This window comes from Brevibacterium sanguinis, assembly GCF_003315415.1.
In the GTDB taxonomy this organism is placed as follows: domain Bacteria; phylum Actinomycetota; class Actinomycetes; order Actinomycetales; family Brevibacteriaceae; genus Brevibacterium; species Brevibacterium celere_A.
The window spans coordinates 154,213-167,693 of the sequence record NZ_QNSB01000004.1; the positions used below are offsets into that span (position 1 = coordinate 154,213).

Annotated in this window: 8 protein-coding genes and 1 CRISPR repeat array (1 of these 9 running past the window's edge); of the genes, 6 read left to right on the forward strand and 2 right to left on the reverse strand. The window is 68.0% G+C overall.

Translation table 11 applies throughout. The annotated features are described in order from the left end of the window. The first annotated feature begins 165 nt into the window (after positions 1 to 165). From DFO65_RS07155 to DFO65_RS07170, 4 genes are all read left to right on the forward strand, one after another. Positions 166 to 873, forward strand: coding sequence for an ABC transporter ATP-binding protein (locus tag DFO65_RS07155; RefSeq protein ID WP_245940523.1), 708 nt, complete (start codon positions 166 to 168; stop codon positions 871 to 873). A 9-nt stretch (positions 874 to 882) separates the two neighbouring features. Next, a complete protein-coding gene (locus DFO65_RS07160; RefSeq protein WP_245940524.1) occupies positions 883 to 2,196 on the forward strand; it encodes a DUF4032 domain-containing protein in 1,314 nt (437 codons plus the stop codon). A 122-nt stretch (positions 2,197 to 2,318) separates the two neighbouring features. Beyond that, complete coding sequence (locus tag DFO65_RS07165; protein WP_113903736.1) at positions 2,319 to 3,161, forward strand: SDR family NAD(P)-dependent oxidoreductase; 843 nt, start codon at positions 2,319 to 2,321, stop codon at positions 3,159 to 3,161. 177 nt (positions 3,162 to 3,338) lie between these two features. Then, positions 3,339 to 4,742: an amino acid permease gene (locus DFO65_RS07170; RefSeq protein ID WP_428844220.1), complete on the forward strand. Its 1,404-nt coding sequence runs from the start codon at positions 3,339 to 3,341 to the stop codon at positions 4,740 to 4,742. Positions 4,743 to 4,768: 26 nt separating this feature from the next. Here the strand turns inward: DFO65_RS07170 and rlmB are convergent, their stop codons facing one another. Both rlmB and cysS read right to left on the reverse strand, forming a co-directional pair. Further along, positions 4,769 to 5,713, reverse strand: a complete 945-nt coding sequence (gene rlmB / locus DFO65_RS07175; RefSeq protein WP_113903737.1) for a 23S rRNA (guanosine(2251)-2'-O)-methyltransferase RlmB — start codon at positions 5,711 to 5,713, stop codon at positions 4,769 to 4,771. 216 nt (positions 5,714 to 5,929) lie between these two features. Beyond that, positions 5,930 to 7,381, reverse strand: a complete 1,452-nt coding sequence (gene cysS / locus DFO65_RS07180) for a cysteine--tRNA ligase (protein ID WP_113903738.1) — start codon at positions 7,379 to 7,381, stop codon at positions 5,930 to 5,932. Positions 7,382 to 7,736: 355 nt separating this feature from the next. Between cysS and DFO65_RS07185 the strand changes: the two genes are divergently transcribed. Together DFO65_RS07185 and DFO65_RS07190 are read left to right on the forward strand one after the other, a co-directional pair. Further along, complete coding sequence (locus DFO65_RS07185) at positions 7,737 to 9,287, forward strand: sodium-dependent transporter (RefSeq protein ID WP_113903739.1); 1,551 nt, start codon at positions 7,737 to 7,739, stop codon at positions 9,285 to 9,287. Beyond that, the gene (locus tag DFO65_RS07190) at positions 9,287 to 9,391 is read left to right on the forward strand and encodes a methionine/alanine import family NSS transporter small subunit (protein ID WP_113903740.1); all 105 of its coding nucleotides are present in this window, start codon (positions 9,287 to 9,289) and stop codon (positions 9,389 to 9,391) included. Before DFO65_RS07185 ends, DFO65_RS07190 begins: the two co-directional genes overlap by 1 nt. A 227-nt stretch (positions 9,392 to 9,618) precedes the next feature. Beyond that, a CRISPR array of direct repeats spans positions 9,619 to 13,481; the repeat unit is 28 nt; unit sequence GTGCTCCCCGCCTACGCGGGGATGATCC; it runs 4,037 nt beyond the window's last position.

Genomic DNA, 13,481 nt, shown 5'->3' on the forward strand with positions numbered 1-13,481 from the left:
CAGGTGACATGGGGCTGTCGGCGGACTGGCACAGTGCTGAGAATCACCCCTGCCACCCCGGGATCGGCGAGACTCACCCGGACTCCTCCGCTTAGGATGGACAGGACTGAGCATCCCCGCCAGGTCACCGACGACCAGCTGCTCATGACGAACGTAGGAGGAAGTATGTCAACAGTGTCGTTGAATGGCCTCAGTCACACGTACGAGAACACCGTCTCACCCTCGGTCCATCCCTTCAGCCTGTTCATCGACGACGGTGAGTTCCTCGTCCTCTACGGCCCGACCGGATCGGGCAAGTCGACGATCCTGAGGATGCTCCACGGGCTCGAGCAGCCGAAGACCGGTTCGATCCTCATCGACGGGGTCGACGTCACGCAGGCCGCGGTCAACGACCGGGACGTGACCCTCGCACTCGAGAGCTACGCCCTCTACCCGCACATGAGCGTGCGCGACAACCTCGGCTTCGCCCTGCGCGTCGACGGGCTGCCCGACGAGGAGATCCGCTCCCGCGTCGAATCCGTGACCTCGAAGATCGGGCTCAGCGACATCCTCGACTCCAAGCCCGGGGACCTCTCGCAGCTGCAGCGGCAGACGATCGCCTTGGCCCGGGCCGTCGTCCGCCAGCCCAAGGTGCTCATCATGGACGAACCCGTCGTCAACCTCGTGCCGGAGGACCAGGCCGACACCCTCAGGCTCGTCAAGGACCTCCAGCAGGAGTTCCGGCTGACGACCCTCTACGCGACCGCGAACCTCGAGGACGCGAAGGTCCTCGGCGACCGGATCGCCTACCTCGAGAACGGGCGGCTGATCGGGGTGGAGAAGCCGGAGGTCGCCGAGGCGCTCGTCGCCTCGGGCTCGGACGCGGACCTCTGATCGGTGCCCGTGCCCGAACCGCCGCGGATCCATGCGGTCCACCGCGCCGACCACGCGGCGATCGCCGAGCTGCCCTGGCATCTGCCGCTCAAGGACTGGCCCGAGCAGTTCCTCGGCGGTCTGCCCCGCGGGATCTCCCGCCATGTCGTGCGCTTCGTCGAGATCGGCGATGAGGTCCTGGCGATCAAGGAGACCGAGGACGATCGGGCCCGGCGCGAGTTCGACATCCTCGGCGTGCTCGGCAACCTCGACGTGCCCACCGTCGAGACCCGCGCGATCGTCACGAACCGGGTGACCGACTCCGGTCAGCCCCTGCCGGGCGCCCTCATCACCGCCTACCTCGACTTCTCCCTGCCGTACCGGGCCCTGTTCTCCCGCTCGCTGGCCGAGGACACGACCGGCCGCCTCGTCGACGCCCTCGCCGTGCTCCTCGCCCGGCTCCACCTCGTCGGGTTCTACTGGGGTGACGTGTCGCTGTCGAACACGCTGTTCCGCCGCGACGCCGACGCCTACGCCGCCTACGTCGTCGACGCCGAGACCGGAGAGCTCCACGATCAGCTCTCCCCCGGCCAGCGGGAGATGGATCTGCGGATCGCGCGGACGAACATCGCCGGGGACTTCCTCGACCTCCAGGCCGGCGGGGTCGTCGATCCGGGCGTCGATCCGCTCGCGGCCAGCGACCGGCTGCTCGAGGCGTACAACGGGCTGTGGGCCGAGCTCACCCGTGTCGAGGAGTTCGCGATCAACGAGCGCTGGCGCATCGACGAGCGCATCCGCCGCCTCAACGACCTCGGCTTCGACCTCGGCGAGCTCACCGTCACCACCGACCTCGACGGGGTCAGTCTCCTCGTCGAGCCGAAGGTCGTCGAGCCCAACCACCATTCGCGCCGGCTGCTGCGCTTGACCGGGATCGGGGCGAACGAGAACCAGGCCCGGGCGATGCTCAACGACCTCGACGCCTACCGGTCGGAGGCGGGAGCCGACGAGAGGGCCCGGGCGGGGGCGGACCGCTCCCTCGCCGCGTCTCCCGGGTTCGGCGGCGCCCATGGGTCCGGCGGGTCCCCCGTCGAGCTCAGCGAGGAGGAGGCGGCCCGGATCTGGCTCGCCGAGGTCTACAAGCCCCTCATCGACGCGATCCCCGGCAGCCTGGCGAACAAGCTCGAGCCCGCGCAGATCTTCTACGAGTTCGTCGAGCACCGCCGCGCGATGGCCCACGCCCGCCAGCGCGACGTCCCGTTCCGGGAGGCGATCGCGTACTTCATCATGGACGACCTCGCCAAGCTGCCCGACGAGTCCCGGTACGTCGACAGCAGGCAGTTCTGAGGGCACGCGCCAGTGCTCGCGGTGCCTGCCGCCCGGCCCTGCTCACGTCGGAAGTCGTGGCCGCCGGGCTGATAGGTTGAGTGTTGTCCACACCACATCCCTTTCGAGAGCAAGGACGATCGATGTCGCAGGATCCAGCACCGTCGAACGACGCCAACCCCTCCATCCCCACGCTGTTCGACCTCAGCGGCCGCACCGCCGTCGTCGTCGGTGCGGGTTCCGGACTCGGCCAGGCGAGCGCCATCGGCCTCGCCGATGCCGGTGCCCATGTCGTCGCCGCTGACCTCAACCTCTCCGGCGCCGAGGCGACCGTGGAGATCATCGCATCCCGCACCCACGGCGGGCACAGCGCTCGGTCGGGTCCGCCCGCCGAGGCCGCGCAGGTCGACATCACCGACAGTGAGTCCGTCAGCGCTCTGGTCTCCGCCCATCCCGACGCCGAGGTGCTCGTCGTCACCCCCGGCGCCAACGTCCGCAAGCGCCTCGTCTCGACGACCGACGAGGAGTTCGACCGGGTCATCGACATCAACCTCAAGGGCACGTACCGGCTGATGCGCGGCTTCGGCGCCGAGATGGCCGAGCGGGGCCGCGGCTCGATCATCACCTTCGCCTCGTTCCGCGCGCTCACCGTCGAACCCGGTCAGGGCATCTACGCGGCGGCCAAGGCCGGAGTCGTCCAGCTGACGAAGACGCTGTCCAGTGAGCTCGGGCCGCAGGGGGTGCGCGTCAACGCGATCCTGCCGGGGCCCTTCGACACCCCGCTCACGCAGCAGATCAAGGCCGACGAGGAGTGGTGGAACGCCTACGCGGACAAGACGACCCTGGGCCGATGGGGACGACTCCACGAGATCGCAGGGCCCGTGCTCTTCCTCGCCTCGGATGCGTCCTCCTACGTGACGGGGCATTCGCAGCTCGTCGACGGCGGATGGATGGCCCACGACGGACGGTTCACCCCCGAGGTGTGAGGGCGTCGCCCTGTCACCTCACCGGGGTGATGCCCTCACACCTCGGGGCGATGCGCGGCGCCGGAGGCGGCGGGTCTAGACTGTGCAGTCGTGGCCGAACGATACATCGATGACACCTCACCCGCCTCGGCGCGTTCCCGTCCTCCCCTGACCCGGCAGCTGACGCGCCGGAAGTCGATGAGCGCGATGGTCGCCGACAGCCGCGAGGCTCAGTCCGCCGGTCTGCGCCGGACCTTCGGGGTGTTCCAGCTGACGATGATCAGTGTCGGCGCGACGCTGGGCACGGGCATCCTCGTCATCCTCGGCGAGGCGGTGCCGATCGCCGGACCCGGGGTGTGGATCGCGTTCATCCTCGCCGGAGTCACCGCGCTGCTCTCGGCGCTCAGCTATGCCGAGATGGCGGGCATGGTGCCGGTGTCGGGGTCGAGCTACTCGTACGCATACGCCACTCTGGGTGAGGGCGTCGCCTGGATCTGCGGCTGGTGCCTCGTCCTCGAGTACGCGGTGTCCGTGGCCGCCGTCGCGGTCGGTGCCGCCGACTACGTCAACGAGACGCTGCGGATCTTCGGCCTCCACCTGCCGCCGTCGCTGACCGCTGGGCCCGAGGCCGAGGGCGGGGTCATCAACGTCTCGGCGCTCGTCGTCGTCGCCCTGGCCACGGTGCTGCTCATGCGCGGCGCGAGGGAGTCGGCACTCGTCAACACGGTCATCGTGTTCGTCAAGATCGGCATCCTCGTGTTCTTCTGCCTCGTCGCGTTCACCGCGTTCCGGGCCGGCAACTTCACCCCGCTGCTGCCGATGGGCGCGGCGGGGATGAGCGCTGCCGCCTCGAGCGTCTTCTTCTCCTACATCGGCTTCGACGCCGCCTCGACCGCCGGGGAGGAGGCGAAGAACCCGAAGCGGGATCTGCCCCGGGCGATCATCGCCTCGATGCTCATCGTCACGACGATGTACGTGCTCGTCGCGATCGCCGCGATCGGGGCCAGGCGCTGGGAGTGGTTCGAGACCTCGGCCGCTCCCCTGGTCCAGATCGTCCACGAGATCACCCGCTCGGATGTCGTCGTCCTCGTCTTCGCCGCCTCGGCGGTGCTCGCGATCTTCTCCGTCGTCATCACCGTCCTCTACGGGCAGTCGCGCATCCTGCTCACGATGGCCCGCGACGGGATGGTCCCCCGGGTGTTCGGCGTCGTGTCCCGGCGCACCGGCACCCCGCTGCGGGGCACCCTCATCGTCGGCGCGCTCGTCGCGGTCACAGCCGCGCTGATCCCTCTCGGGGAGCTCGCGAACGCGACGAGCATCGGCACGCTGTTCGCGTTCTGCCTCGTCAACGCCGCGGTCATCTGCCTGCGGGTGACCCGCCCGGACCTGCCGCGGACGTTCCGGGTGCCGCTGGGACCGATCCTGCCCGTCCTCGGGTCGCTCGCGTGCGTCTACCTCATGGTCAACCTCGGCGGAACGACGTGGGCCGTGTTCGGGGTGTGGATGCTCGCCGGCGTCCTCGTGTACCTCGCCTACGGCCGTCGCCGCTCCCGGGTCGGCGCCCTCACCGAGGCTGCCTACCGCGCCGGCCACGCGAACTGAGCCGGCCGCGGTGGCTCATCCGGCCGTCAGCCGCGGCGGGTGCGGGCGACCTCGTAGAGGGACACCGCGGCGGCGATGCCCGCGTTGAGGGACTCCGTGGTCGCGGCGATCGGGATCGACACGATCTGATCGCACTTGTCGGCGATGAGTCGGGAGATGCCCTTGCCCTCGGAGCCGACGACGATGCACAGGGGGTCGCGGCTGAAGCTGAGCTCCGGCAGTTCGACGTCGCCGTCCATGTCGAGTCCGACGACGAAGACGTTCTGCTTCTTCAGCTCGTCGATGGTCCGTGCGAGGTTGACGACCTGGGCGACCCGGATCCGGGCGGCCGCGCCTGCGGAGGTCTTCCAGGCCGCGGCCGTCATCGAGGCGGCGCGGCGTTCGGGGATGATGACCCCGTGACCGCCGAAGGCCGCGACGGACCTGACGATCGCGCCGAGGTTGCGCGGATCGGTGATCCCGTCGAGGGCGACGAGCAGCGGGGCCTCCGCGCGGTCGGCCGCGAACTCGAGGAGGTCCTCGGGCTCCGCGTAGTCGTAGGGCGGGATCTGCAGGGCGATGCCCTGATGGATCGCGTCGTCGGTGAGCCGGTCGAGGTCGGGCTTCGAGGCCTCGAGCATCGAGATGCCGCGCTCGGCGGCGATCTTGATCGACTCGCGCACGCGGTCGTCCGAGTCGATCCGCCCGACCACGTAGAGCGCGGTCGCCGGGACGTCCTCGCGCAGCGCCTCGAGCACCGAGTTGCGGCCGGCGACCATGTTGGGGCCGAGCTCCTTCTTCCTCCGCTTGGCCTGCTGGCTGGCGCCGGCGGCCTGGCGCGCCTGCTTGGCCTTGTACGCCTTGTGGTAGACGCGGTCCTCGGCCTTCGGGGTCGGTCCCCGGCCCTGCAGGCTGCGGCGGTTCTTGCCGCCCGAGCCCTTGGTCGGGCCCTTCTTGCGGCCGGAGCCACCGGTGCGGGAGTTCGATGCCATGTGTGTCCTTCGTTCGGCGTTCGTGTCAGCGGGGCTGCCGCTGCATGTCTGATGGTCAGGTGATCGGCCCTGCCATGGGGCCGGTCCCCGTCTCGGTCGGTCGCTGTCGGCCGGTCGCTGTCGGCCGGTCGGGCCGCTGAGTCGGTCGAGTCGATCGGGACGGTCGGTCTGCCCTCGAGCCGGTCGGTCTGCCCTCCGACCGGTCGGCGTTTCGGGTCAGCTGTCCTTGAGGTGGTAGCGGTAGCCGTCCGCCGTGTCCTCGATGACGACGCCCGCTGCCGCCAGGTTGTCGCGGATGGCGTCGGCGACCGCGAAGTTCCGCTGCGCCTTCGCCGCGGCCCGCTGCTCGGCGAGTCCGGCGACGAGGGCGTCGAGGGCGAACTCGAGCTTCGGGTCCGCGCTTGAGGCCGCCCACACCTCGGCGCTGGGATTGACGCCGAGGATGTCGAGCATGAGCTCCACCTCGGCGACGATCCCCCGCAGCCGAGCTCTCTCGGCCGCGGAGTCGAGGAGCTTGGCGCCCTCGGTGACCCTCGCGAAGACGACGGACAGCGCGCGCGGCACGCCGAGGTCGTCGTCGAGGGCCGCGGCGAACTCCGCGGGCACGTCGACGCTGCGCTCGGCGTAGCCGGAGTGGACGTTCGGCAGGGCCGGCGCCTCGTCGCCGAGGGCCTGACGGGCGCGGTCGAGGAAGTTCGCCAGCCGGTCGAGGGAGGCGGTCTGCCGCTCCATCGCCTCGGCGGAGAACTCGAGGATCGAACGGTAGCCGGCGCTCGTGAGGAAGTAGCGCACGGCCAGGGGGCTGAACCGGGCGAAGAGATCGGAGGCGAAGACGGAGTTGCCGAGCGACTTCGACATCTTGTCCCCGCCGACGTTGAGCAGTCCGGAGTGCATCCAGATCTTCGCGAAGCCGTCCCCGGCCGCGCGGGCCTGGGCGAGCTCGTTCTCGTGGTGGGGGAAGCGGAGGTCGAGTCCGCCGCCGTGGATGTCGAATTCGGTGCCGAGGTACTTCATCGACATCGCCGAGCATTCGATGTGCCAGCCGGGGCGCCCGCGGCCCCATGGCGAGGGCCAGGAGGCGGTGTCGGGTTCGCCGGGCTTGTGCGCCTTCCACAGGGCGAAGTCCCGCGGATCCTTCTTCCCGCGCAGCTCGGAGTCACCGGCGGGCTCCATGTCGTCGATGCGCTGGTTGGTCAGCTCTCCGTAGTCCGCCCACGAGGTCGCGTCGAAGTACACGTCTCCGCAGCCGTCGAGGGCCGGGTAGGCGTGGCCGGCGGCGATGAGCCGATCGATGAGCTCGATCATCTCCGTGATGTGGCCGGTCGCCCGCGGTTCGTACGTGGGCGGGAGGACGTCGAGCGCGGCGTAGGCGTCGGTGAACGCGCGTTCATAGAGGTAGGCGTGGGCGAACCAGGGACGTCCCTCCTCGACCGACTTCGACAGGATCTTGTCGTCGATGTCGGTGACGTTGCGGATGAGGGTGACCGCGTAGCCGCGGTAGAGCAGCCACCGGCGCAGCTGGTCGAAGACCGAGGCCGAGCGCAGGTGCCCGATGTGGGGTTCGCCCTGCACCGTGGCACCACAGACGTAGATCCCGACATGCCCCTCGGCGACGGGGCGCAGTTCTTCCGTTGTGCGGCTGGCGGTGTTGTAGAGAGCGATAGTCACACGGCCAAGTCTACCGCCGGGTGGCCTCGCGAGCCGATCGCCGGCGAGCGCCCAGGTGGGAGCGATGGTCGCCGAGGTGACGCAGAGTGTCGTCCGGGCGATCCGGCGGTCCCGCCGCGGGGATTTGCGGTGTCCGGATTTCGATATGAGACTGTTACGCGGTTCAAGTGAGCTGACCCACGCTTCACGGCGAATTCACAGTAAACTTGTTCCCAGTATTCGAGACAGACGTTCGCTGAACGGGGAGACCCTCCAGGAGGCGACCTGAGTACAGGTCCACGTCGTCATCCCACAGGAGACGGCCCCTGACCACTGTTCGGCCTCACAACAATGTGGTTGAGAAAGAAAGGACATCATGTCTACCACCGCTACACCCCAGAGGGAGGTCTTCGCCACCCGGGGCGCGTTCATCTTCGCGGCCATCGGCTCGGCCGTGGGCCTCGGCAACATCTGGCGCTTCCCCTACGTCACGTATGACAACGGCGGCGGCGCGTTCATCATCCCCTATCTGGTCGCACTGCTGACCGCGGGCATCCCCCTGCTGTTCTTCGACTACGCGCTCGGTCACCGGTCCCGCGGGTCGGCTCCCCTGGCGTTCCGGATGGCGACGAAGGTCGCCGAGCCCATCGGCTGGTTCCAGACAGGTGTCGCGTTCGTCATCGGCATCTACTACGCGGCGATCATCGCGTGGGCCGGCTGCTACATGTTCTTCTCGCTCAACCAGGCCTGGGGAGACGACGCCGAGGGATTCCTCTTCGGAGAGTTCCTCCAGCTCGGCGACCCGGGCGTCTCGTTCGACTTCGTCCCCGGCGTCCTCATCCCGGTCATCCTCGTCTGGGTCATCACCCTGGGCATCCTGCTCATGGGCGTGCAGAACGGGATCGCCGGCTTCTCGAAGATCTTCATCCCGCTGCTCGTCATCCTGTTCCTCGCCCTGGTCATCCGGGCGCTGTTCCTGCCCGGTGCGGCAGAGGGCCTCAACGCGCTCTTCACCCCGGACTTCGCGGCACTGGCGGATCCCGCGGTGTGGATCGCGGCCTACGGGCAGATCTTCTTCTCCCTGTCGATCGCCTTCGGCATCATGATCACCTACGCCTCGTACCTCAAGCGGAAGACGAACCTCACCGGTTCGGGCCTGGTCGTCGCGTTCTCGAACTCCGGTTTCGAGATCCTCGCGGGCATCGGCGTCTTCGCCGCGCTCGGCTTCATGGCCACCGCGCAGGGCACCGAGGTCTCCGAGGTCGCCTCGAGCGGCATCGGTCTCGCCTTCGTCGGGTTCCCGACGCTGATCTCCGAGATGCCGGGCGGCGGACTGTTCGGCTTCGCCTTCTTCGCCTGCCTCGTCTTCGCCGGGCTCACCTCGCTGATCTCCATCGTGCAGGTGCCCATCCAGGCGCTGCGTGAGAAGTTCGGCGTCGGCAACAAGGCGTCGATCCTGCTGGTCGGAGGCGTCATGGCGGTCATCTCGATCCTCCTCATGCCGACCGTCACCGGCCTCTACGTCCTCGACACCGTCGATGCGTGGGCCAACAACATCGGCATCGTCGGTGCGGCCGTCGTCGGTCTCATCGTCGTCGGCTGGGTGGCCCGGAAGCTGCCGCTGCTGCGTGATCACCTCAATGCGATCTCGAGCTTCAAGGTCGGCCGGGTGTGGATGATCGTCCTCGGCGGAATCACCACCGTGGTACTGGCCTACATGCTCATCACCCAGATCATCACCTACGTCACCGAGGGGTACGAGGGCTACCCGCCGCTCATCACCGGCGTCTTCGGCTGGGGCATGATCGGCCTGCTCATCGTCATCGCCATCGTGCTGTCGCTCATCAAGTGGCCGCAGAAGACACTCGACGACACCGACGCCTCCGTCGCGGACTCGGTGCACGAAGAACTCAAAGGAGGTAAGTGATGGAAGCGCCTGCAATCATCATGATGGTCATCGCCATGATCACCGTCTGGGGCGGCCTCGCGGCTGCGATCATGCACCTGCGCAAGCACCCCGACATGGAGTGAGCTGAGCGAGCTCGAACCTCATATTCGTGAGTTCCGGAGATCGAGCTCGACGCGAAGTCAGTCGGAACGGCAGCAGACCGTCCGATCGACCGATTCCACCGAGGCGGGCGCGACATCAGTCGCGCCCGCCTCGCATCGTGTTGTCTGTCGAGCGATCTTCCGATGAGTTCAGAGACAAACTCATCCTCTAGCCTCGACTTCGTTAGAATAGATCCAGGTCAAGTAGTGTGCTCCCCGCCTACGCGGGGATGATCCGACGGCGATCAATGCCGTCTGGAATTTCATTAAGTGCTCCCCGCCTACGCGGGGATGATCCGATGATCCCGCCGTAGGTCTCCCGCTCGATGGGGTGCTCCCCGCCTACGCGGGGATGATCCGGTCACGATCTACCCGGCCGAGTCGGGTGAGAAGTGCTCCCCGCCTACGCGGGGATGATCCGTCACTCATCGCACTCGCGGCAGACGTCCCGGAGTGCTCCCCGCCTACGCGGGGATGATCCCATCCCCGCTGGCAGGGTGATTACACGAGTGACGTGCTCCCCGCCTACGCGGGGATGATCCTTGTCGACCTGTCCGTTTGCCCATACGCTGCCGGTGCTCCCCGCCTACGCGGGGATGATCCGCCGAGTACCGAAGTCGGTCTATAGAGGCGTATGTGCTCCCCGCCTACGCGGGGATGATCCCTCCAAGTCAATGCCGGTGGGCGTGGTGATCGTGTGCTCCCCGCCTACGCGGGGATGATCCCGCCATCGCCATGCTGATCTCGTGCGGGGTGAGGTGCTCCCCGCCTACGCGGGGATGATCCGAGTAGAACATCGGCACGGCACCGAACGGGCCGGTGCTCCCCGCCTACGCGGGGATGATCCCAACTAGGGTGGCTGCGGAGGCGATGAGGGCTCGTGCTCCCCGCCTACGCGGGGATGATCCTCCAGAACTCGTCACCCTGAGCGAAGTCGATCGGTGCTCCCCGCCTACGCGGGGATGATCCGTTGATCGCCGCCACCAGAATCGTGCCCACGATGTGCTCCCCGCCTACGCGGGGATGATCCCCTTGTCTGATGCTGCCCGATGGTGGCAGGCCAGTGCTCCCCGCCTACGCGGGGATGATCCGCAGGTGTTCGTTTTCACGCTCGGTGGTCTCGCGTGCTCCCCGCCTACGCGGGGATGATCCCCGGGTGTAGACGTACACCAAGCCCCCGTGGTGGTGCTCCCCGCCTACGCGGGGATGATCCTGCCTCCGCTGACGACATTCAGCTCGCGAAAGAGTGCTCCCCGCCTACGCGGGGATGATCCGAACCGCCACGGTGCTACGAGGGAAGTGGATTTGTGCTCCCCGCCTACGCGGGGATGATCCGTCCTGGTATCAGCGGGAGAAGTCCAAGGCCGTGTGCTCCCCGCCTACGCGGGGATGATCCGGACGCAATGAACAACCTCACCGACGACGATCAGTGCTCCCCGCCTACGCGGGGATGATCCCTCGCGGCATTTGCGTTGCACGTACTCGGCGATGTGCTCCCCGCCTACGCGGGGATGATCCCCGTGGGTGGATGAAGTCGACGTGGTGGACCCGGTGCTCCCCGCCTACGCGGGGATGATCCCCCTGGCGGGGTGCACGCCGCGGAGAAGCTGATGTGCTCCCCGCCTACGCGGGGATGATCCCACCACATCTCCGCGATGACCTGCTTGTCTCGCGTGCTCCCCGCCTACGCGGGGATGATCCCAGAAACGGCAACGCCAAATCGAACGAATCGAGGTGCTCCCCGCCTACGCGGGGATGATCCCATCCTTTGCCACGTCGTCCCCAGATTCTTCGGGTGCTCCCCGCCTACGCGGGGATGATCCGCACAAGCCCATGGAGGTGACGGGGTGACACGAGTGCTCCCCGCCTACGCGGGGATGATCCGCGATCCCGTGAGCTATTGCTAGCAACGGAATGGTGCTCCCCGCCTACGCGGGGATGATCCCTGTCGGCTCAACGGCGGAAAGTGGAGAAGCGGGTGCTCCCCGCCTACGCGGGGATGATCCCTGATGGTAGTTCACCCCGTCACCTCCATCGGCGTGCTCCCCGCCTACGCGGGGATGATCCGTACGCGATCCAATGCCAGTGGGAAATGTGGGTGTGCTCCCCGCCTACGCGGGGATGATCCCCGCTCGACACCGGGCCCGCATTCGATGCCGACGTGCTCCCCGCCTACGCGGGGATGATCCCGAACCCACCACCACCACACAGGAGCACAGCAGGTGCTCCCCGCCTACGCGGGGATGATCCCTGCCACTCGACGACCGTGAATACGGGGTGCTCGTGCTCCCCGCCTACGCGGGGATGATCCCGATTCTCGCCCGACTGCTTGTCCTGCCACTGCGTGCTCCCCGCCTACGCGGGGATGATCCTAGTTCTGTGCCATCCACATGTTCTCGAGCATGGTGCTCCCCGCCTACGCGGGGATGATCCGAAAAGCCTCGAAGAATACCGAGCAAACATGATGTGCTCCCCGCCTACGCGGGGATGATCCCTCGCAACGCGTGTTGGAGCATCCAACGAATCGGTGCTCCCCGCCTACGCGGGGATGATCCGCGGCGTGCCTTGCTGGTGTCCGGTCCATGCAGGTGCTCCCCGCCTACGCGGGGATGATCCGCACGGCGATGAGGGCGTTGAGCCGTCCCCCTAGTGCTCCCCGCCTACGCGGGGATGATCCCTGGCCGCGCTTGAGTTCGGTGGCGATAGTCTGGTGCTCCCCGCCTACGCGGGGATGATCCGGGCTACGGGTCCGGGTGCCGGAACGTCAGGGTGTGCTCCCCGCCTACGCGGGGATGATCCCCGCGTACTGAGTCGCGTCCGGGTCGATATCGAGTGCTCCCCGCCTACGCGGGGATGATCCGCACCACTGGGTCACAGTGGAACTGGACAGGCAGTGCTCCCCGCCTACGCGGGGATGATCCCTCCACGGCGAGGGGCGTCTCCCGTCGACGTTCGTGCTCCCCGCCTACGCGGGGATGATCCGTGGCGCGCGAACGATCGCGCGATCCGCCGCGCGTGCTCCCCGCCTACGCGGGGATGATCCGTCGAAGCCGCCGAGCGACTCGGAGTAAGCCTCGTGCTCCCCGCCTACGCGGGGATGATCCGTTCTGACCCACCCACCCGCGCACCACCTCACCGTGCTCCCCGCCTACGCGGGGATGATCCCGTCACCTGGTCCTTCTCGCAGTCCCATTTCTCGTGCTCCCCGCCTACGCGGGGATGATCCGGGTCTCCCGGCTGGACCTCGGGATCTGTGTACGTGCTCCCCGCCTACGCGGGGATGATCCCGCCTTGATCGCCTCCACACGCCCGTGCTCGGGGTGCTCCCCGCCTACGCGGGGATGATCCGCGCGTCGCCCAGAACGTCCACGACCTCAGCGTGTGCTCCCCGCCTACGCGGGGATGATCCTGGTTCGTCGCGACCCGGACCTCGACGCCCGGGGTGCTCCCCGCCTACGCGGGGATGATCCGATGGACATTGTTACCAGACTGTGACCTTGGGCGTGCTCCCCGCCTACGCGGGGATGATCCCAGCCCCTTGCCGATGCGGGGATCAGTCTCGGGGTGCTCCCCGCCTACGCGGGGATGATCCGGTGACGATCTACCCGGCCGAGTCGGGTGAGAAGTGCTCCCCGCCTACGCGGGGATGATCCCCCCCCACCGAAGCCCACGCCATCCTCGAAGACCGTGCTCCCCGCCTACGCGGGGATGATCCCGTGCCGCGCTCGCGGGCTGCGTGAGTCCGTGGGTGCTCCCCGCCTACGCGGGGATGATCCCACCTACGACGCCGCGGACCCCGCGCACCGGAAGTGCTCCCCGCCTACGCGGGGATGATCCGACCGCGGGCCACCGTTCCGCGAACGGGATCAAGTGCTCCCCGCCTACGCGGGGATGATCCCAGCAGCAGATAGTCGGCGAGCGCGGGTCGGACGTGCTCCCCGCCTACGCGGGGATGATCCGAGCCCTGCTGAAGAGCTCCCCACCCATCAGACGTGCTCCCCGCCTACGCGGGGATGATCCGCCAAAACAGCCGACGTGGAGTTCAAGCACCGAGTGCTCCCCGCCTACGCGG